Origin of the sequence: Sphingopyxis sp., from assembly GCF_050916055.1 — a bacterium.
Lineage (GTDB): Bacteria > Pseudomonadota > Alphaproteobacteria > Sphingomonadales > Sphingomonadaceae > Sphingopyxis.
Window position 1 is genome coordinate 139,304 of sequence record NZ_CP051527.1, and the last position, 17,487, is coordinate 156,790.

The 17,487-nt window shown below is 67.3% G+C and carries 19 protein-coding genes; 17 read left to right on the forward strand and 2 right to left on the reverse strand.

The genetic code is table 11. The features are described 5' to 3' along the window. The first annotated feature begins 90 nt into the window (after positions 1 to 90). The 8 genes from HEQ22_RS00645 (at position 91) to HEQ22_RS00680 (ending at position 5,305) form a co-directional block, all read left to right on the forward strand. Complete coding sequence (locus tag HEQ22_RS00645) at positions 91 to 378, forward strand: AbrB/MazE/SpoVT family DNA-binding domain-containing protein (protein WP_432770912.1); 288 nt, start codon at positions 91 to 93, stop codon at positions 376 to 378. Continuing rightward, entirely contained in the window at positions 375 to 755 is a 381-nt protein-coding gene (locus tag HEQ22_RS00650) for a type II toxin-antitoxin system VapC family toxin (RefSeq protein WP_432769277.1), read from the forward strand. The genes HEQ22_RS00645 and HEQ22_RS00650 overlap by 4 nt, the downstream gene beginning before the upstream one ends. Then, positions 752 to 1,489: a tRNA (guanosine(37)-N1)-methyltransferase TrmD gene (trmD, locus tag HEQ22_RS00655; protein ID WP_432769278.1), complete on the forward strand. Its 738-nt coding sequence runs from the start codon at positions 752 to 754 to the stop codon at positions 1,487 to 1,489. Before HEQ22_RS00650 ends, trmD begins: the two co-directional genes overlap by 4 nt. A 4-nt stretch (positions 1,490 to 1,493) precedes the next feature. Continuing rightward, positions 1,494 to 1,871: a 50S ribosomal protein L19 gene (gene rplS, locus HEQ22_RS00660; protein WP_432769279.1), complete on the forward strand. Its 378-nt coding sequence runs from the start codon at positions 1,494 to 1,496 to the stop codon at positions 1,869 to 1,871. 108 nt (positions 1,872 to 1,979) lie between these two features. Further along, positions 1,980 to 3,005: an aspartate-semialdehyde dehydrogenase gene (locus tag HEQ22_RS00665; protein ID WP_432769280.1), complete on the forward strand. Its 1,026-nt coding sequence runs from the start codon at positions 1,980 to 1,982 to the stop codon at positions 3,003 to 3,005. Between the two features lie 181 nt (positions 3,006 to 3,186). Beyond that, positions 3,187 to 3,966 carry a dimethylarginine dimethylaminohydrolase family protein gene (locus HEQ22_RS00670; RefSeq protein ID WP_432769281.1) on the forward strand — a complete coding sequence of 260 codons (780 nt, stop codon included), beginning with the start codon at positions 3,187 to 3,189 and terminating at the stop codon, positions 3,964 to 3,966. A 112-nt stretch (positions 3,967 to 4,078) separates the two neighbouring features. Next, the gene (locus HEQ22_RS00675) at positions 4,079 to 4,690 is read left to right on the forward strand and encodes a DUF2238 domain-containing protein (RefSeq protein ID WP_432769282.1); all 612 of its coding nucleotides are present in this window, start codon (positions 4,079 to 4,081) and stop codon (positions 4,688 to 4,690) included. Between the two features lie 3 nt (positions 4,691 to 4,693). Continuing rightward, positions 4,694 to 5,305 carry a hypothetical protein gene (locus tag HEQ22_RS00680; protein ID WP_432769283.1) on the forward strand — a complete coding sequence of 204 codons (612 nt, stop codon included), beginning with the start codon at positions 4,694 to 4,696 and terminating at the stop codon, positions 5,303 to 5,305. A 9-nt stretch (positions 5,306 to 5,314) separates the two neighbouring features. Here the strand turns inward: HEQ22_RS00680 and HEQ22_RS00685 are convergent, their stop codons facing one another. Then, positions 5,315 to 6,679 carry an SPOR domain-containing protein gene (locus HEQ22_RS00685; RefSeq protein WP_432769284.1) on the reverse strand — a complete coding sequence of 455 codons (1,365 nt, stop codon included), beginning with the start codon at positions 6,677 to 6,679 and terminating at the stop codon, positions 5,315 to 5,317. A 261-nt stretch (positions 6,680 to 6,940) separates the two neighbouring features. Here HEQ22_RS00685 and HEQ22_RS00690 point away from each other — a divergent pair, with 261 nt between their 5' ends. The 4 genes from HEQ22_RS00690 to HEQ22_RS00705 all read left to right on the forward strand — a co-directional run bounded on the left by HEQ22_RS00690 (position 6,941) and on the right by HEQ22_RS00705 (position 10,471). Then, positions 6,941 to 7,663 (forward strand): AAA family ATPase, encoded by a 723-nt coding sequence (locus HEQ22_RS00690; RefSeq protein ID WP_432769285.1) that lies wholly within the window; start codon positions 6,941 to 6,943, stop codon positions 7,661 to 7,663. 15 nt (positions 7,664 to 7,678) lie between these two features. Further along, positions 7,679 to 8,380, forward strand: a complete 702-nt coding sequence (locus tag HEQ22_RS00695) for a hypothetical protein (RefSeq protein ID WP_432769286.1) — start codon at positions 7,679 to 7,681, stop codon at positions 8,378 to 8,380. Between the two features lie 2 nt (positions 8,381 to 8,382). Next, complete coding sequence (locus HEQ22_RS00700; RefSeq protein WP_432769287.1) at positions 8,383 to 9,789, forward strand: SPOR domain-containing protein; 1,407 nt, start codon at positions 8,383 to 8,385, stop codon at positions 9,787 to 9,789. Between the two features lie 118 nt (positions 9,790 to 9,907). Then, entirely contained in the window at positions 9,908 to 10,471 is a 564-nt protein-coding gene (locus HEQ22_RS00705; protein WP_432769288.1) for a YqgE/AlgH family protein, read from the forward strand. Positions 10,472 to 10,477: 6 nt separating this feature from the next. Here the strand turns inward: HEQ22_RS00705 and HEQ22_RS00710 are convergent, their stop codons facing one another. Then, positions 10,478 to 10,876, reverse strand: coding sequence for a hypothetical protein (locus HEQ22_RS00710; protein ID WP_432769289.1), 399 nt, complete (start codon positions 10,874 to 10,876; stop codon positions 10,478 to 10,480). A 404-nt stretch (positions 10,877 to 11,280) separates the two neighbouring features. On the opposite strand from HEQ22_RS00710, the gene ahcY reads away from it, so the two are divergent. The 5 genes from ahcY (at position 11,281) to HEQ22_RS00735 (ending at position 17,466) form a co-directional block, all read left to right on the forward strand. Further along, positions 11,281 to 12,696, forward strand: a complete 1,416-nt coding sequence (ahcY, locus tag HEQ22_RS00715; protein ID WP_432769290.1) for an adenosylhomocysteinase — start codon at positions 11,281 to 11,283, stop codon at positions 12,694 to 12,696. A gap of 273 nt (positions 12,697 to 12,969) precedes the next feature. Further along, positions 12,970 to 15,333 carry a PAS-domain containing protein gene (locus tag HEQ22_RS00720; RefSeq protein WP_432769291.1) on the forward strand — a complete coding sequence of 788 codons (2,364 nt, stop codon included), beginning with the start codon at positions 12,970 to 12,972 and terminating at the stop codon, positions 15,331 to 15,333. Further along, positions 15,330 to 15,779: a tRNA (adenosine(37)-N6)-threonylcarbamoyltransferase complex ATPase subunit type 1 TsaE gene (gene tsaE / locus HEQ22_RS00725; protein ID WP_432769292.1), complete on the forward strand. Its 450-nt coding sequence runs from the start codon at positions 15,330 to 15,332 to the stop codon at positions 15,777 to 15,779. The genes HEQ22_RS00720 and tsaE overlap by 4 nt, the downstream gene beginning before the upstream one ends. Next, the gene (locus HEQ22_RS00730; protein WP_432769293.1) at positions 15,779 to 16,747 is read left to right on the forward strand and encodes an aminoglycoside phosphotransferase family protein; all 969 of its coding nucleotides are present in this window, start codon (positions 15,779 to 15,781) and stop codon (positions 16,745 to 16,747) included. Before tsaE ends, HEQ22_RS00730 begins: the two co-directional genes overlap by 1 nt. Next, entirely contained in the window at positions 16,747 to 17,466 is a 720-nt protein-coding gene (locus HEQ22_RS00735; protein ID WP_432769294.1) for a nucleotidyltransferase family protein, read from the forward strand. Before HEQ22_RS00730 ends, HEQ22_RS00735 begins: the two co-directional genes overlap by 1 nt. Positions 17,467 to 17,487 lie beyond the last annotated feature (21 nt).

A 17,487-nucleotide genomic window follows, 5' to 3' on the forward strand; every position in this document is an offset into this window, starting at 1 on the left:
GCAATCGAACGCGGCCGCCAGATCATGTAAGCCGCCGGGTCGACACGGGGGCCGGCGATGTATATACATCATGTATATACGGAGTCAGCCATGACCAAAGAATACCGCGCCAAAGTTTTCAAATCGGGCAATTCGCTCGCGCTGCGGCTGCCCAAGGCGCTGGGATTGGAAGAGGGAACCGAGATGATCGTCCGCGAAGAGCGCGGCGAGTTCCGGTTCGAACCCGCGGCCCGGCCTAAAGCCAAGATCGACGTCAGCGGCTTTGCCGGCAAGGCGCCTTGGCTCAAGCCGCTACCCCCTGAGTTGCGGGAATTTGAGGAGAGACCGAGCACGATTGCAGCGCGGAAGGCTGCTGAAGAGGCGGCCAAAAAGACGTGATCCGCTATCTGATTGATGCCGACAGCTCGATTTATGCAATGGTTGACGCAGCATCGCCCGTAAATCGGCGCATCGCGGAGTGTTCGCCTGGCGATATCGGAATCTCGGTAATCAGTTTTGCTGAGATCGCGCTTGGGTCGCAGTTGGGAAAACCGCCGCCCTCAATCGTCCTCGATGCCTTTATTACGTCCATTCCCCTGCTAGGATTCGACGAAGCCGCCGCGCGCACATATGCGCGACTTCCCTTCAAGCGCGCTCGCTTCGATCGTCTGCTTGCCGCCCATGCGTTGAGTCTCGGCGTGACGATCATTACCAACAACGAAGCCGACTTCGCCGACGTACCGGACCTCAAGGTCGAGAATTGGACGCTGCCATGAGCTTCACCGCCGTCCCGCTCACCCTCTACCCCGACATGTTCCCCGGTCCGCTGGGGCACAGCATGGCGGGGCGTGCGCTCGAAAGCGGCACCTGGTCGTGCACGCCGGTGCAGATCCGCGATTTCGCGACCGATAAGCACCGCACCGTCGACGATACGCCGGCGGGCGGTGGAGCGGGGATGGTGCTGAAAGCGGATGTCCTCGCCGCCGCGATCGACCATGCCGCCGCGGCGCATCCGGACCTGCCGATCTTGGCGATGACCCCGCGCGGCGTGCCGGTCACCCAGGCGAGGGTGCGCGCGCTGTCGGCCGGCCCCGGCGCGATCATCCTCTGCGGCCGGTTCGAGGGCTATGACGAGCGGATTTTCGACGCGCGGCCGATCGAGCAGCTGTCGATGGGCGATATCGTGCTGTCGGGCGGCGAGATGGCGGCGCTGTTGCTGCTCGACGCTTGCATTCGGCTGCTTCCCGGCGTAATGGGCGCGGCTTCAAGCGGTGACGATGAGTCGTTCGAAAACGGTTTGCTCGAATATCCGCACTATACCCGTCCTGCTAGCTGGGAAGGGCGCACGATCCCCGAAGTGCTGCGATCGGGGGATCATGCGAAGATCGCGGCCTGGCGGAAACAACAGGCACAAGATCATACACGGTTACGCAGGCCGGACCTTTGGGAGCGTCATATCGATGCTCGGGCCCGACCTGCCTCTGGCGCGCGGCGAACAGAAGAGGACTAGAGGCATGAACCTCATCCAGACGATCGAAGCCGAAGAAATTGCCAAGGCCGACAAGACCATCCCGACCTTCCGTCCCGGCGACACGCTGAAAGTCGGCGTGAAGGTTGTCGAAGGCGAACGCACCCGCGTCCAGAATTTCGAAGGCGTGTGTATCGCGCGTTCGAACAAGGGCATGGGCTCCAACTTCACCGTGCGCAAAATGTCGTTCGGCGAGGGTGTCGAGCGCGTGTTCCCGCTCTATTCGCCGAACATCGACAGCATTACCGTCATCCGCAAGGGTGCCGTGCGTCGTGCGAAGCTTTATTATCTTCGCGGCCGCACCGGCAAATCGGCGCGTATTGCGGAGCGCCGCGATTACCGGACGGAAGCCAGCGAGGGCTAAGGGAAGTTTCCCGACCCCAAGCGAAAACAGCTTTCCAAAACGACCGGTTCCGCCACAGCGCAGAACCGGTCGTTTTTCGTTTCACCACACCGAAGGGCATAGAAAATCATGGGTTATCGTATCGTCGTCGCCGGAGCCACGGGCAATGTCGGGCGCGAGGTGCTCGCCATCCTTGCCGAGCGCGAGTTCCCGATCGAGGAACTGGCGGTTGTCGCCTCGTCGCGCAGCCAGGGACTCGACGTCGAAATCGGTGACACCGGCCGCACCATCAAATGCCAGAATATCGAGAATTTCGACTGGGCCGGCTGGGACATGGCGATCTTTGCGATCGGCAGCGAAGCGACGAAGATCCACGCGCCGAAGGCGGCCGCGGCGGGCTGCGTCGTGATCGACAATTCGTCGCTCTACCGCATGGACCCCGACGTGCCGCTGATTGTGCCCGAGGTGAACCCCGACGCGATCGACGGCTATAAAAAGCGCAACATCATCGCCAACCCCAACTGCTCGACCGCGCAGATGGTCGTCGCGCTGAAGCCGCTCCACGATGCCGCGAAGATCACCCGCGTCGTCGTCTCGACCTATCAGTCGGTGTCGGGCGCCGGCAAGGCGGGCATGGACGAGCTTTGGAACCAGACGCGCCAGATCTTCGTCGGCGACGAAAAGGACATCCAGAAGTTCACCAAACAGATCGCCTTCAACGTCATCCCGCACATCGACAGCTTCCTCGACGATGGGTCGACCAAGGAAGAGTGGAAGATGGTCGTCGAGACCAAGAAGATACTCGATCCCAAGATCAAGGTCACCGCGACCTGCGTCCGCGTGCCGGTGTTCGTCGGTCATTCGGAAGCGATCAACATCGAGATGGAACGCGAACTGTCGGCCGAAGATGCCCAGCGCATCCTGCGCGAGGCGCCGGGGGTCGTCCTCCACGACAAGCGCGAGGACGGCGGCTATATCACCCCCGTCGAATGCGTCGGCGACTTCGCGACCTTCGTGTCGCGCGTCCGCGAGGATCCGACGGTCGAAAACGGCCTCAACCTGTGGTGCGTTTCGGATAACCTGCGCAAGGGCGCGGCGCTGAACGCGGTGCAGATTGCCGAACTGCTCGGGCGGCGGCATTTGAAGAAGGGCTGAGGTTTCAATCCTCCCTGTGGCTACGCCATGGGGAGGGGGACCGCCGGGAAGCGTGGGTGGAGGGGCCGCGACGTCGGCGCCATTGCCCCTCCGTCAGCGCTTCGCGCTGCCACCTCCCCATCGCTTCGCGACAGGGAGGATCGCGTTGGCGATGCCGCGGTATTCAAGCTATGCCGCTGGCATGATCACCCCCTACAACTTCACCCACGCCCTCTGCCGCACCCCGGCCCCATCGGCGGTCCACGGCATCCGCGCCGATGGCGGCCCCGACCCCGATTTCGCCGGGCTTGTTGCCGAGCATGACGCCTATGTCGCGACGCTTCGCGACCTCGGCCTGACCGTCGACGTCCTGCCGCCGCTCGCCGACTTTCCCGACGCGCTGTTCACCGAGGATGTCGCGCTGACCTTTCCCGAAGGTGCGATCCTGCTCCGCCCCGGCGCGCCGAGCCGCGCCGACGAGACCCGGCATATCCGCGCCGCGCTCGCCGCGCATCATCCGCGGCTGCTCGACATGACCGGCCCCGGCCATGCCGACGGCGGCGATGTGCTGCGCCTTGCCGACCGGGTGATCATCGGCCTGTCTGACCGCACCGATCGCGCCGGGGCGACCGAACTGGCGGCGCTGCTGGCGCAGCTCGGATACCGCGCCGAAATCGCGCGGACCCCGCCCGGCGTTCTTCACTTCAAGACCGGCTGCGGGCTGATCGACAAACGCACGATCCTCGCGGTGCCCGCGATGCGCGACTGCCCCGAATTTGCGCGGCTCGAGGTCGTGCTCACCCCACTCGGCGAAGAGGGCGCGGCGAATATCCTGCGGGTGCGCGATACCGTGCTTGTCGGCGCCCGGTGGCTGGCGACGCAGGCGATGCTGGCGGCGCGCGGCGTCCGCTTTCGCGCGCTGGCGACCGACGAGATCGCGCGCATCGACGCCGGGCTCAGCTGCATGTCGCTGCGCTGGTGATGAGGATTTCGCTAACCCGAGTCCGTTTGTGTCGAGCGACGTCGAGACACCCCGAAGACGCGCGCTCACGATGGGCATCTCGACTTCGCTCGATGCGAACGGAAGAAGAAAGATGATCGAGCGCGCGCCGCCCGCGCAGCGCCGCCTGCTCGGCGCGCTGCTCATCCTGCTGCTCCTCGCCCAGATCGAGCAGCCCTATCCCGAGGTCGCGTTGCTCCAGCATATTCCGACGATGCTGCTGCTGGTCGCCGCGCCCGCGCTGCTGCGGCGCTGGCCGCTGTCGACCCCGGCGCTGGCGTGCATCGTCCTGTTCCTCGCGCTCCATACGCTCGGCGGCCGTTACGCCTACAGCAACGTCCCCTATGACGACTGGGCCCAGGCGCTGACCGGCGCGACGCTGTCGGAGGCGTTCGGCTGGAACCGCAACCATTATGACCGGCTCGTCCATTTCGCCTTCGGCGCGCTGTCGGTGATCCCGGTGGCCGAGATCGCGCGGCGCTGGGGCGGGCAGGGGCGGCGCGGCGCGGCGCTGGCCGCGCTGGCATGGGTGCTCGCGCTGTCGGCGCTCTATGAAATCTTCGAATGGCTGCTCACCATCGTCGCCGCGGGCGCGACCGCCGACCGTTATAATGGCCAGCAGGGCGACATCTGGGACGCGCAAAAGGATATGGCGCTCGCGGCACTCGGTGCGATAATGGTCACCGCGTTCAACGGCAGGAGATAGGCGATGCGCAGATTCACGACCCTCGCGGTGCTCGGCTTGCTCGCCGCGTGCAAACCCGCCGCGGAACCGGCGGCGCCGGGCGACGACAGCCTGCCGAAGGCCGCGCCGATGCCCGCGGCGAAGGCCGACGGCCCGGCGGCCGCGACCACCGCGGTCAGCCTCGACGGGGAGGGGCTGCGCTTTGTCGACAAGACCAGCGGCAAGGCCAGTCTGCTCGCTTTCGGTGTGCCGCGTGCGCAGGCCGAAACGGCGCTCGCGAATGTCGCGGGCAAAGCCGACGACCGCAGCACCAACGCCGAATGTGGCGCCGGCGCGATGGAATTCACCCGCTATGATGCGATGACGCTCAATTTCCAGGACGACAAATTCGTCGGCTGGTTCCTCGGCAACGAGCCAGGCGCCGACGCCTATTCGACGATGAGCGGCATCGCGATCGGCACGACGCGCGCCAAGGCGGCCGAATCGGTGACGCTGGCGGCGGTCGAGGACAGCACGCTGGGCGAGGAGTTCAGCATCGGCGGCGGCGACAATGCGATCGGTGGCATGTTCGCGGCGCCCGGCGACGCGGCGAAGATCGACGCGCTGTTTGCCGGGACGAACTGCTTCTTTCGCTGACGCGCGCGGCTATTTGCTGCGCATCACCACGCACGGCTGGCTGGCCGAGCGGACCTTGGCGCAGAATGTTTCGGCGTCGGCGCGGGTCGCAAAATTGCCGGCCTGAAGGCGCGTGAGTTTCGCGCTCTTGACCAGATAGGGCTGGTTCGCGGCGAGCGCGGGATATTTGCGTTCAAGCGTCCCCCACAGCTTGCGGGCATTGCCATCGACCGCAAAGGCGCCGAGTTGGGCGCGCCAGCTGTCGGCGGCGACGGCAACGGGTGCAGCGACCGGAGCGGCGGCGGGCGCGGCAGGCGGCGGCGCCATCGAGGCGGTCTCGACTGGAGTAGGCGCGGGAGCCGGTGTGGGTACGGGCGCAGTTTCAGGTGCAGGTGCGGGCGTCGGCGGTGCGGCCTGCGGCAGCGCGCCGCTTTCGGGCGGCGGTGCATAGCTGGTGCCGGGTGTTACGGACGGGCCGACGGGTGGCCGGGCGGCAGCGGTCGCAGCCGCGGCGGCGGCGGTCGCTTGTGCGGCGGCCGCAGCGGCGCTTTCGGCGACGGGCGATGACAGCGGTGCGGGCGTCGGCGCTGGGGTCGGAACAGGTGCCGGGGTCGGTGCAGGCACCGGCGCGACGGCAGGCTTGGGCGTCGGCGCGATCACCGGCGGCGGACTGTAGCTGGCGCCGGGCTGCGACACCGGCAGGCTGGCGGTGCGCACCGGCGACGGCGCGGGTTTCGCCGGCGGCGGAGCGGCGGCGTTGACCGCGGCCAGGCGTGCGCGCTGTTCGTCTTTTTCGATTTCGGGGAGCATCGCGAGCCCGCGCTGCCGCTGTTCGAGCGGGATGAGATTGTCGAGCTGGGCGAGCCGTGCCGAGGCGATACCAAGTCCCGCGTCGCTGGCGCGCTTGGTCAGCGCATAGGCGCGCGGCCAGTCTTCGGCCGCGAGATCGCCGTTGAAATGCGCGGTGCCCAGCACATATTGCGCGCGCGGTTCGCCGCGGGCGGCCGACCGGATGATGTGCGGCATTGCTTCGTCGCGGCGGTTGGCGGTGAACAGGATAAGCCCCAGATTGTCTTCGGCCTGAAGATGGCCCTGCTTCGCGGCGCGGCGGTACCAGCCTTCGGCCTGCGCAGGGTCGGTGGGCACGCCGCGGCCGAGCTTGTACGCCTGGCCGAGGTTGAACTGCGCATCGGGGTCGCCGGCGAGCGCGAGCGGGCGCCAGACCGCGACGGCCTGCTGGTAATTGCCCTTCTCCCACGCATCGACGCCGTCCTTGACGTTGGCCGCTGCGGCGGCCGAGACGGGTTTTGCGGGCGCGGCGGCGGCGGGCGCCGCGAGCAGCAGCGCCGACAGGGCCGGGAGCGCCAGCGGCAAGGCGGTGCGGAAAATGCGCATCAAAAATCTCCAATGACGTGCGCCGCCGGACGGGCGGTCAGCAGTCCCCGCAGCGGACCTACACCGCAAATGGCTAACACGGCGTTAGCGACGGGTGCGGGGATCACGAATCCTGACCCGCGATGGGACAGAAGGTTCCTAACGTGCTGTTTACCATGGGTGCGAAGGGGTCGTTCACCTTCTTTTTGACATCGTTAACTCAATTTTAGCGCCCCGCATGGCATTCCCCGCTCAATTCGAGGATTTATCAGGGGGACAGCTGTGCGCGTTCTGGCATTGGCTTCACAAAAGGGCGGGTCGGGCAAAACGACATTGTCGGGGCACCTCGCGGTGCAAGCCCAACTTGCCGGCGCGGGTCCGGTCGTCCTTATCGACATCGATCCGCAGGGTTCGCTCGCCGACTGGTGGAACGAACGCGAAACCGATCTTCCGGCCTTTGCCCAGACCACGGTCGCGCGGCTGGCGTCGGACCTTGAGGTGCTGCGTCAGCAGGGCTTCAAACTCGCCGTCATCGATACGCCGCCGGCGATCACCATGGCGATCCAAAGCGTCATTTCGGTCGCCGAGCTGATCGTCGTTCCGACCCGGCCCAGCCCGCACGATCTGCGCGCCGTCGGCGCCACCGTCGACCTGTGCGAACGCGCCGGCAAGCCGCTGGTGTTCGTCGTCAACGCCGCGACGCCGAAAGCGAAGATCACCAGCGAAGCCGCGGTCGCGCTGTCGCAGCACGGCACCGTCGCGCCGGTCACGCTGCATCACCGCGTCGATTATGCCGCGTCGATGATCGACGGCCGCACCGTGATGGAGGTCGATCCGAATGGCCGCTCGGCCGACGAAATCCGCCAGCTGTGGTCCTATATGAACGACCGGCTGGAAAAGAATTTTCGCCGCACCGTCTTTGCCGCTCCGATGCCGACGCAGGGCAATTACGGCGCCGTCCGTCCGATGGGTGGTGGCTTCGGCCGCCGCATCGCGGGCCAGTAAGGGGGAGCCGGAGACATGGGCGAACCCAAACCCCTCGCATCGCTGAGCGCCGGACTTCTCGCACGCAAGGGCGCCGCGCGCCCCGCCATGCGCCGCCAGCCGCTGGGCAGCGGCCCGGCGCCGCTGGCCGGAGTCGGTTACGACGACCTCGGCTGGAACGACATGGGCTATGATGTCGATCCCGAACAGTCCTCCGAACCGGCGAGCATGCTCGACCTGAAGCCGCTGCTGACCGGATCGGTCCCGGCGCACAATGTCGAGGCCGAACATGCCGTCGACGACAGCGCCGGCCATGACATCGCAGACGGCTTTGCCGCCGAAGCCGAACCGGTCGGACCCTATGACGCCGAACCGTTCGAAGCCGCGGCGCCCGAGGTGCCCGAAATCGTCCGCCAGCAGGAATCGTTGACCGACCGTCTGGCCGCCGTTGCCCGCAAGGTCGAGCAGCGTCCCGCCCCGAAGGCACGGACGCCGCAGGCCCCGCGCGCGCTGCGGGCGCGCGAGAAGGCGGCGTTCACGCTGCGCCTCGACGCCGAACGCCATCTGCGGCTGCGTCTTGCCAGCGCGGTCACCAACCGGTCGTCACAGCTCATCCTGACCGACCTGCTCGACGAATATCTGTCGTCGCTGCCCGAAATCGACGCGATGGCGAGCCGCCTGCCGGCGGCCCGGCCCGCGCGCCGGACGATGCAGCCGGACGTGAACAAAGGGGACTGACCATGAACCGCAAGCTGTTGATGAAACTGGCCGTATCGGGCTTCGTCCTCGGGATTTCCACCGCCGGATGCACCGGATTGGGCCAGAGCGCCGCCGCGCCGTCGAGCGCGGGCGCCAAGCCCGGTGTCGCTGCGAAAGCGGCCGACAAGGCACGCGTCGCGCTCGAAGCTGGCAAGGCAGACAAGGCGGTGACGCTGGCCGAAGCCGCGGTCGCCGGCAGCCCGCGCGATGGTGCCTATCGCACGCTGCTCGGCCAGGCCTATCTCAACGACGGGCGCTTTTCCTCGGCAGCTGCCGCGCTCGGCGAAGCCATCGAACTCGGCGCGAGCGACAGCAACACGATCATCGCGCTGACCCTCGCGCATATCGCGCAGGGCAAGAATGCCGACGCGATCGCGCTGCTCTCGCAGCATCAGGACACGGTGCCGGCCTCGGACGCCGGGCTCGCTCTGGCGCTCGCCGGCGATACCCAAGCGGCGATCTATGTCCTCAGCGAAGCGGCGCGGGCGCCGGGCGCCGACGCCCGGACGCGCCAGAACCTCGCGCTCGCCTTTGCCCTGTCGGGGCGCTGGGCGCAGGCGCGCATCCTCGCGGCGCAGGACCTGTCGATCGCCAAGCTCGACGCGCGGATGACCGAATGGGCGAAACTCGCCGAACAGCCCGACGGCCAGCTGCGCGTCGCCAGCCTGCTCGGCACCGCGGCGCAGGCCGACGCCGGCATGCCGGTGCGCCTTGCGCTCGCCAATTACCCGGACACCCAGATGGCCGCCGCGCAGCCGGCGCCGGTCGACCTCGCCAGCGCCGATCCGGCGCCGGTCGCGACCTATGCCCCGCCGCCGGTGATGCTCGCCAGCGCCGACACCACCGACAGCGCCATTCGCACCGTCGAACTGCCGATGCCGCAGCGTGATGCCAACGGCGTCGTCCCGGTCACCGAGTTGCCCTCGCCGGCGCCCGCCGCCGCGGAAACGATCCTTGCCGACGCGCAGCCCTATCGCAGCGCGCCCGCCACCGGCGGTGAGCGGCTGCGCCCGTTGCAGCAGCAGGCGATCGAGATCGCGACGAACATCGTGCCGCGCGCGATGGCGTTCAATTCCAAGAAACCTTCGGGCTGGGCGGTCCAGCTCGGCGCATATGACAGCCTGGGCATCGCCAAGGAAAAATGGTCGCTGCTGAAAAAACGCAACGGCATGCTGGCGGGTTTCCCGGCTTCGAGCCACGCCGCGACGGTGAAGGGCCGCGCCTTCCACCGCTTGACGGTGAACGGCCTCGCCAGCCGCGACGATGCGCAAAGCCTGTGCCGGCAGCTCAAGGCGCAGGGACAGGTGTGTTTCGTGCGCCAGATGGGCGGCAGCGAAACGATCAAATGGGCCGCCGGCGCGAGCCCGCTGCGCCTCGCTTCGCGCTGAATCGCCTACCTTCCCCTGCGTGGGGATCCAAAAAAGGGCGCGGCCGGGTGGTCGCGCCCTTTTGCTTGGTCGAGCGAACGGGCTGGACCGCTCCCGCCCGCCGGGGCATGATGCGGGCATGGAAACGATGCCGACCTGGTTCACCGGCCAGCTGCTGCTCGCACTGCCGGGGATCGGCGATCCCCGCTTCGAACAGGCGGTGATTGCGATGATCAGCCACGACGACGATGGCGCGATGGGGATCGGCATCGCCGAGCCGATCGGCGGCATGACCGTCGGCGCGGTGCTCGACCAGCTTGAGATTCCGCACGCCGAGCCGCTCGATCAGCCCGTTTTCCTCGGCGGCCCGGTCGAGCCGTCGCGCGGTTTCGTGCTGCACAGCCTCGACTGGGGCGGTCAGGAGGCGGTGCAGGTCGGCGATCGCTGGATGATATCGAGCTCGCACGATATTTTGCGCGCCATCGGCGAAGGGCGCGGGCCGTCGCGCTGGCTGGTCGCGCTGGGCTATGCGGGCTGGTCGCCGGGGCAGCTCGAGGACGAAATGGTCCGCCACGGCTGGCACCTGACCCCGGGCAGCGATGCCCTGTTGTTCGAAACGCCGCCCGCCAGGCGCTGGCAGGCGGCGTTTGCCGAAGCCGGGGTGGACGCTCGGCTCCTGACCACCGAAGGGGGCGAAGCTTAGGGGCAGTTAGCGCGCCAGAGCGAGCAGCGCGCGGCCCTGATCGAGGTTGGCGAGCGCGGTGCGCGCGGCCCAGCGCGAATCGACATAACGGCCGTCGGCGAGTTCGACATCGTAGCGGATCGGGCTGTCGAGCGCGGCGCCATAGGCGGTTTTCGCGTCGCCGGTGCGGCCGAGGCGGGCATAGGCGGTGCCGAGGTTGATCAGCCGCGAGGGATCGCGGATGTCGCCTTCCCAATCGCCGGTGAGGGTTTCGACCGCGGCGGCGTTGGCTCCGGCCTGCAACTCCGAATAGGCCACGGGGAGCGCGTCCGATTCCACCTGCGGCGCCGTAACGACGACGATTGATTGTGCCGCGGCGGGCGTCGCGAAGGCGATGGCCACAAGCGGCAGCAGAATTTTCTTCATCTCTCTATCTCCCCGAAAACTTTGGCCGATTTTCTCGTGCATCGAGAGAAAAGTCAATGTTTTCGCCGGTTTGTAACACTGGTGTCACAATGGAGAATTATGCTAACCGCATAGCGCATTATTAAGTCAGGATTATCAGAATCTTGGCTTTGCCGACTCGCTGTCACATTCTGGTGGTCGCGATTGTCACAATTGTGCCCGCCAAAAATAAATTTCCGCTGGGGCGCATTTTGTGCCGGCGATTCGCATGCCCACGATCGTCGGCGGAGCGAGCCGCGGGAGCGATATAAAGAAAAGTTTATATTTGATCCTGAGGGCGCTTTGGGCTAGGGCGCGCAACATAATTACCCGACTTTTCGTGGCCGCTCGCCTGCGGCCGAACATCGCCTACAGGAGATTTAGCCGTGGCCACTCTCGCCGCCGACACCCGTGATTATGTCGTTGCCGACATCAGCCTTGCCGACTTCGGCCGCAAGGAAATCAACATCGCCGAAACCGAAATGCCGGGCCTGATGGCGCTGCGCACCGAATTCGGCGCGGCGCAGCCGCTGAAGGGTGCCAAGATCGTCGGCTCGCTGCACATGACGATCCAGACCGCGGTGCTGATCGAGACGCTGACTGCGCTCGGAGCCGAGGTGCGCTGGGCCACCTGCAACATTTTCTCGACCCAGGACCATGCCGCCGCCGCGATTGCCGCGACCGGCGTGCCGGTGTTCGCGATCAAGGGCGAAAGCCTCGCCGATTATTGGGACTATGTCGGCCGCATTTTCGACTGGGGTGTCGAAGACGGCACGACCTGCAACCTGATCCTCGACGACGGCGGCGACGCCACGATGTTCGCGCTGTGGGGCGCGAAGCTCGAAGCCGGTGAGACGATGCCGGCGCCAGAGAATGAAGAAGAGATCGAGATGCAGCGCGCGCTGAAGGCGTTTGTCGCGACGAACCCCGGTTACCTGACCAAGACGATCAAGGCGATCAAGGGCGTGTCCGAAGAAACGACGACCGGCGTCCACCGCCTGTACCACATCGCCAAGAAGGGCGAGCTGCCCTTCCCCGCGATCAACGTCAACGACAGCGTCACCAAGTCGAAGTTCGACAACCTCTATGGCTGTAAAGAGTCGCTGGTCGACGCGATCCGCCGCGGCACCGACGTGATGCTGGCGGGCAAGGTCGCCACGGTTGCCGGCTTCGGCGACGTCGGCAAGGGCTCGGCCCAGTCGCTCCGCAACGGCGGCGCGCGCGTGCTGGTGACCGAAATCGACCCGATCTGCGCGTTGCAGGCGGCGATGGAGGGTTTTGAGGTCGTGACGATGGACGAAGCCGTCAAGCGTTCGGACATCTTCGTCACCGCGACCGGCAACGCCGACGTGATCACCGCCGAACATATGGCGGCGATGAAGAATATGGCGATCGTCTGCAACATCGGCCACTTCGACAGCGAAATCCAGATCGCGGCGCTGGCCAATTACAAGTGGACCGAAGTGAAGCCGCAGGTCGACCTGGTCGAATTCCCCGACGGCAAGCAGATCATCATCCTGTCGAAGGGCCGCCTGGTCAATCTCGGCAATGCGACGGGGCACCCGAGCTTCGTGATGTCGGCCAGCTTCACCAACCAGACGCTGGCGCAGATCGAACTGTGGACCCGCGCCGAGCAGTACGGCAACGACGTCTATGTCCTGCCCAAGCATCTCGACGAAAAGGTCGCGGCGCTGCACCTCGACAAGCTCGGCGTGAAGCTCAGCCAGCTTAGCCAGAAGCAGGCCGATTATATCGGCGTGCCGGTCGAAGGTCCGTTCAAGCCCGATCATTATCGCTATTGATGTCGAAGCGGCGGGCCGCCGTTCGGTCTATCCTCGTCATCGCGAGGAGCCGACGGCGACGCGGCAATCCAGAGTGGGCGGTAACCGCCCTGGATTGCTTCGCTCCGCTCGCAATGACGATGCGATGAGACGAAAACTGTGGACGGCGCGCCCATCGGAAGGTGGAGCGCGCCGTTTCGCCATGACATGCGATTGAAACATGACTCCATCGTCTTTAGGGCAGACGGTCATGATCGCGGCGCGCGCACCAGACAGGCGAGAGCATAAGGGGGGATGAGCGGCACGCTGTCCCCGACCCTGCTGTTCGCGCTCGGGCTGTTCGCGGCGCTCTGGCTGCTCGCCGGCTTGTGGGCGGCGGGGCGCGGCATCGCGATGCAACGCCGCGCGGCCTTCGTCGCCGGACAGACCGAACGCCTCGCCAGCCTGGTCGAGGCGTCGCCCTATCTTCCCGTCATCGTCCGCGGCGACTGGCGCGTCGAGGCGAGCGAGCGGCTGGGCCGCTGGCTGGGACTCGACCGCGAGCCGCGCGATTTCGACGAACTGCGCGGTATCGACGCCGGGTTCGACGCCGCGGGTCACGAGGCGCTGCGCCAGGCGATCCTCGGCGCGCAGCGCGGTGCCAAACCCTTCACCCTCAGCCTGAAGCCGCAGGGCGGCATCCGCACCATCGTGATCCACGGCGCCGCCGCGCCCGCGGCGGTCGGCGGGCCCGGCAGCGTGCTGCTGTGGCTGAGCGATGCGACCGACGGCCAGCAGGCGCTGGCGCAGGCGCGCGGCGAACGCGACGAGGCGATGGCGGCGTTCGAAGCGCTGTCGGGGCTGATCGAGGCGGCCCCATTCCCGATGTGGTTCCGCGACACCGACCTTCGCCTCGCGCTGGTCAACCGCGCCTATGTCCGCGCGGTCGAGGCGAAAAGCGCGGTGGCGGTGATCGACGGCGGCATCGAACTGTGCGAGACCGTCGCCGGGGTCAGCGCCGCCGAGGCGGCCGACCGCGCCCGCGCCGAAGGCAGCGCGCAGCTGCGCACCGTGCCGGTGACGATCGAGGGCGAACGGCGGATCATGCGCGTCGTCGACGTGCCGCTCGCGCCCGAGGGCGGGCGGACGATCGGCATTGCCGGCTATGCGATCGACATTCAGGAGCTTGAAAGCGAGCGCGGCGCGCACCGGCGCTTTGCCGACACGCAGCGCGAACTGCTCGACCGGATGTCGGCGGCGGTCGCCCAGTTCGGCCCCGATCAGGCGCTCGTTTTCGCGAACCAGCCCTTCCGCCGCCTGTTCGCGCTCGCCGCCGACGATATCGACGAGGCGCGGCCCTTTGCGCGGCTGCTCGACGCGTGGCGCGAGGGCGGACGGACGCCCGAAGTGCGCGACTATCCCGAATGGCGCCAGGCGCATGTCGACTGGTTCGCGCAAGCCGGGGCGAGCGAAGAGGACTGGCTGCTCCGCGACGGCACCCATTTGCGCGTCGTTGCTCAGCCGACTCCCGACGGCGGGCTGTTGCTGATCGCCGAAGACCGCACCGAGCAGGTGCAGCTGGCGGGCGCGCGCGACACGCTGCTGCGCGTCCGCACCGCCACCTTCGACAATCTGTTCGAAGCGATCGCGGTGTTCGCGCCCGACGGGCGGCTGCATTTGTGGAACCAGCGCTTCCGCCGCCTGTGGGGGGTGGATGAGGGGGCGCTGGCCGCGCACCCGCGCGTCGACGCGCTGATGGGCGGGCTGGCCGACCGCCTCGCGAAACCGAACCAGATCAGCATCGTGCAGGAGGTGATCCGCGCCGCGACGCTCGAACGCACCCAGCGCGTCGGCGAGATCCGCTTTGCCGACGGGCGTCATTTCGACTTCGCCTCGATCCCGCTCCCCGACGGCAATGCGCTGCTGATCATGCTCGACGTGAGCGACAGTCGGCGGATGGAAAGCGCGCTCAGGGAACGCAACGAAGCGCTGGAGGCCGCCGATAAGGTCAAGACCGCCTTCCTGTCGCGGATGAGTTACGAATTGCGCACGCCGCTGACGTCGATCGGCGGGTTCGGTGAGATGTTGCAGGCGGGCTACGCCGGCAAGCTCGCCGACCAGCAGCAGGCCTATATCGATGCGATCATGGATTCGGTCGCGGTGCTGGGGCGCCAGATCGACAATGTGCTCGACCTCGCGCAGGGCGAGGCGGGGACGCTGGCGGTCGAGCGCGCGCCGGTCGATATCCGGGCGCTACTCGACGGGGCGCTCGCCGACGCGCGCGTCTTTGCCGCGGCGGAAAAGGTCGAGCTGGTCGGCAATATCGCCCCCGATCTGGGCAGCATCGCAGGCGACGCGCCGCGGCTGTCGCGGCTGGTCGCGGGGCTGCTCGACAATGGGGTGCGCTACACCGCCCCGGCGCGCAAGAGCGGCGGGCGCGTCCTGCTCCACGCCGCGGGCGACACGCGGGGAATCGACATCATTGTATCCGACAATGGTCCGGGAATGCCCGACGCGGTCGCCGCGGTGACCAAGGGCCAGCAGGCCGGCACCGCATCGGGCGGCATCGGCCTCGCGCTCGCCCGCCAGCTCGTCGCCGCGCACGGCGGCACGATGGAGGTGGTGAGTGAAAAGGGACAGGGGACGCTGGTGCGGATCAGCCTGCCGCGCGGCGGATGACGATCTTTACTTGCCACTACACCTTCGACGAAGCCGACCGCATCGGGGCGGCGATCGGCGAGGCGCTGCGGCCCGGCGATGTCGTCGCGCTGTCGGGCGACTTGGGCGCGGGCAAGACGACGCTGGCGCGCGCGATGCTGAAGGCGCGGGGACTGGCGGGCGAGGCGCCGAGCCCGACCTTTGCGATCGTCCAGCCCTATGCGCCGCCCGAGGTCGACCTGCCGGTCGCGCATGTCGATCTTTACCGCATCGAAGCCGAAGACGAACTCACCGAGCTCGGGCTCGACGATTATCGCCGCGACGGCGCGCTGTTGATCGAATGGCCCGACCGGCTGGGATCGCAGGGCTGGCCCGACATGCTGATGCTAACGATTTCGGGCGACGGCGACGCGCGCGTCTTGACAGCGTCGGTGCCGCCCGCTTGGGAAACCCGATGGTCTCTTTGATGATTCCGCCCGCCCATGCCCCGGCGTTCCTCGCCGCGCATGGCTGGGGCGATGCCCGAATTCTGCCGCTGGCCGGCGACGCGTCGTTCCGGCGCTATTTCCGCGTCGTCGATGGCGACCGGCAGGCGGTGCTGATGGACGCGCCGCCGCCGCACGAGGATCCCCGGCCGTTCGTCGCGGTGGCCGAATATCTGTGCGAACAGGGGCTGACAGCGCCGACGATCCTGGCGCGCGACCTGGCGCAAGGCATGTTGTTGATCGAGGATTTCGGCGATGTCCGGCTGCGCGAAACGGTCGATGCGGTGCCGCAGGCCGAGCTCGATCTGTATACCGGCGTCACCGACCTGCTCGTTCATCTCCACACGCAGCCGCCGATGCCGGGGCTGACGGCGCAGAGCCTGGCGCAGTGGCTGGACGAGGTGATGCTGTTCAGCGACTGGTATTGCCCGACGCTGGGGATCGAGGTCGATCGCGACGCCTTTCGCGGCGCATGGGAAGCGGCGCTGACCCCGGTGGAGCACGACGGGCTCCCGCGCGTCACGGTGCTGCGCGACTATCACGCTGAAAACATCATGCTGGTCGAGGGCAAGGAGGGGATAGCCCATTACGGCCTGCTCGACTTCCAGGACGCGCTGGTCGGCCACCCCGCCTACGACCTCGCCTCGGTGCTTGAGGATGCGCGGCGCGACGTGACCCCCGCGGTCGAGGCGGCGATGCTCGCGCGCTACCAGAGCGCGACCGGGCAGGATATCGAAAGCGCCTATTGGGCGCTCGCGGCGCAGCGCAACACGCGCATATTGGGGGTATTCGTGCGCCTGTGGAAACGCGACGACAAGCCCTATTACCGCCAGTTCCAGCCGCGCATGTGGGGGCTGCTCGAACGCGACCTCGCGCATCCGGGACTGGCGCCGGTGCGCGCCTGGTTCGACGAAAATATCCCCGCCGACAAGCGCGCGGCGGCGTGGTGATGGACACGAAGATCGAAAGCGCGATGGTGTTGGCGGCGGGGCTGGGCAAGCGGATGCGTCCGCTGACGGCGACCCGGCCGAAGCCGCTGGTTCGCGTCGCGGGCAAGGCGTTGATCGACCATAGCCTCGACCGTATCGAAGCCGCCGGGATCGGGCATGTCGTCGTCAACGTCCATTATCTGGCCGACGCGCTCGAGGCGCATCTTGCGGCACAAAAGCGCAATTTCACGATCGCGATTTCGGACGAGCGCGACCTGCTGCTCGAGACCGGAGGCGGGATGGTCAAGGCGTTGCCGCAGCTTCGCGGCGACCCGGTCCTGATCGCCAACAGCGACAATATCTGGACCGACGGGCCGCACGACAGCATCCGGCATCTGGCGCGCCATTGGGACGGGGCGCGAATGGACGCGCTGCTGCTGCTGATCCGCCTGGCCAGCGCGACGGGGCACGGCGGCAAGGGCGATTTCCATATGGAGCCGTCGGGGCTGTTGTCGCGCCGCAAGCCCGGCCGCATCGCGCCCTTCGTGTTTACCGGGGTCCAGCTGATCTCGCCGCGACTGCTCGCCGATGCGCCCGCGGGGCCGTTCTCCACCAACATCCTCTGGGACCGGGCGATTGCGGCGGGGCGGCTGTTCGGTGTGTCGCATTTGGGCCAATGGTTCGACGTCGGCTCGCCCGAGAGCATCGCGCCGACCGAAGCGGCGCTGGGTGAGATTTGACCATCTATCGCGTCATTGCGA

What these genes read in the sequence shown, in the direction of transcription:
- HEQ22_RS00730 (WP_432769293.1), top strand. Translation starts at nt 15,779, where the DNA reads ATGATTCCGCCCGCCCATGCCCCGGCGTTCCTCGCCGCGCATGGCTGG.
- trmD (WP_432769278.1), top strand. Translation starts at nt 752, where the DNA reads ATGAGCTTCACCGCCGTCCCGCTCACCCTCTACCCCGACATGTTCCCC.
- HEQ22_RS00645 (WP_432770912.1), top strand. Translation starts at nt 91, where the DNA reads ATGACCAAAGAATACCGCGCCAAAGTTTTCAAATCGGGCAATTCGCTC.
- tsaE (WP_432769292.1), top strand. Translation starts at nt 15,330, where the DNA reads ATGACGATCTTTACTTGCCACTACACCTTCGACGAAGCCGACCGCATC.
- HEQ22_RS00700 (WP_432769287.1), top strand. Translation starts at nt 8,383, where the DNA reads ATGAACCGCAAGCTGTTGATGAAACTGGCCGTATCGGGCTTCGTCCTC.
- HEQ22_RS00720 (WP_432769291.1), top strand. Translation starts at nt 12,970, where the DNA reads ATGAGCGGCACGCTGTCCCCGACCCTGCTGTTCGCGCTCGGGCTGTTC.
- rplS (WP_432769279.1), top strand. Translation starts at nt 1,494, where the DNA reads ATGAACCTCATCCAGACGATCGAAGCCGAAGAAATTGCCAAGGCCGAC.
- HEQ22_RS00665 (WP_432769280.1), top strand. Translation starts at nt 1,980, where the DNA reads ATGGGTTATCGTATCGTCGTCGCCGGAGCCACGGGCAATGTCGGGCGC.
- HEQ22_RS00675 (WP_432769282.1), top strand. Translation starts at nt 4,079, where the DNA reads ATGATCGAGCGCGCGCCGCCCGCGCAGCGCCGCCTGCTCGGCGCGCTG.
- HEQ22_RS00710 (WP_432769289.1), bottom strand. Translation starts at nt 10,876, where the DNA reads ATGAAGAAAATTCTGCTGCCGCTTGTGGCCATCGCCTTCGCGACGCCC.
- HEQ22_RS00680 (WP_432769283.1), top strand. Translation starts at nt 4,694, where the DNA reads ATGCGCAGATTCACGACCCTCGCGGTGCTCGGCTTGCTCGCCGCGTGC.
- HEQ22_RS00705 (WP_432769288.1), top strand. Translation starts at nt 9,908, where the DNA reads ATGGAAACGATGCCGACCTGGTTCACCGGCCAGCTGCTGCTCGCACTG.
- HEQ22_RS00735 (WP_432769294.1), top strand. Translation starts at nt 16,747, where the DNA reads ATGGACACGAAGATCGAAAGCGCGATGGTGTTGGCGGCGGGGCTGGGC.
- HEQ22_RS00695 (WP_432769286.1), top strand. Translation starts at nt 7,679, where the DNA reads ATGGGCGAACCCAAACCCCTCGCATCGCTGAGCGCCGGACTTCTCGCA.
- HEQ22_RS00685 (WP_432769284.1), bottom strand. Translation starts at nt 6,679, where the DNA reads ATGCGCATTTTCCGCACCGCCTTGCCGCTGGCGCTCCCGGCCCTGTCG.
- HEQ22_RS00670 (WP_432769281.1), top strand. Translation starts at nt 3,187, where the DNA reads ATGATCACCCCCTACAACTTCACCCACGCCCTCTGCCGCACCCCGGCC.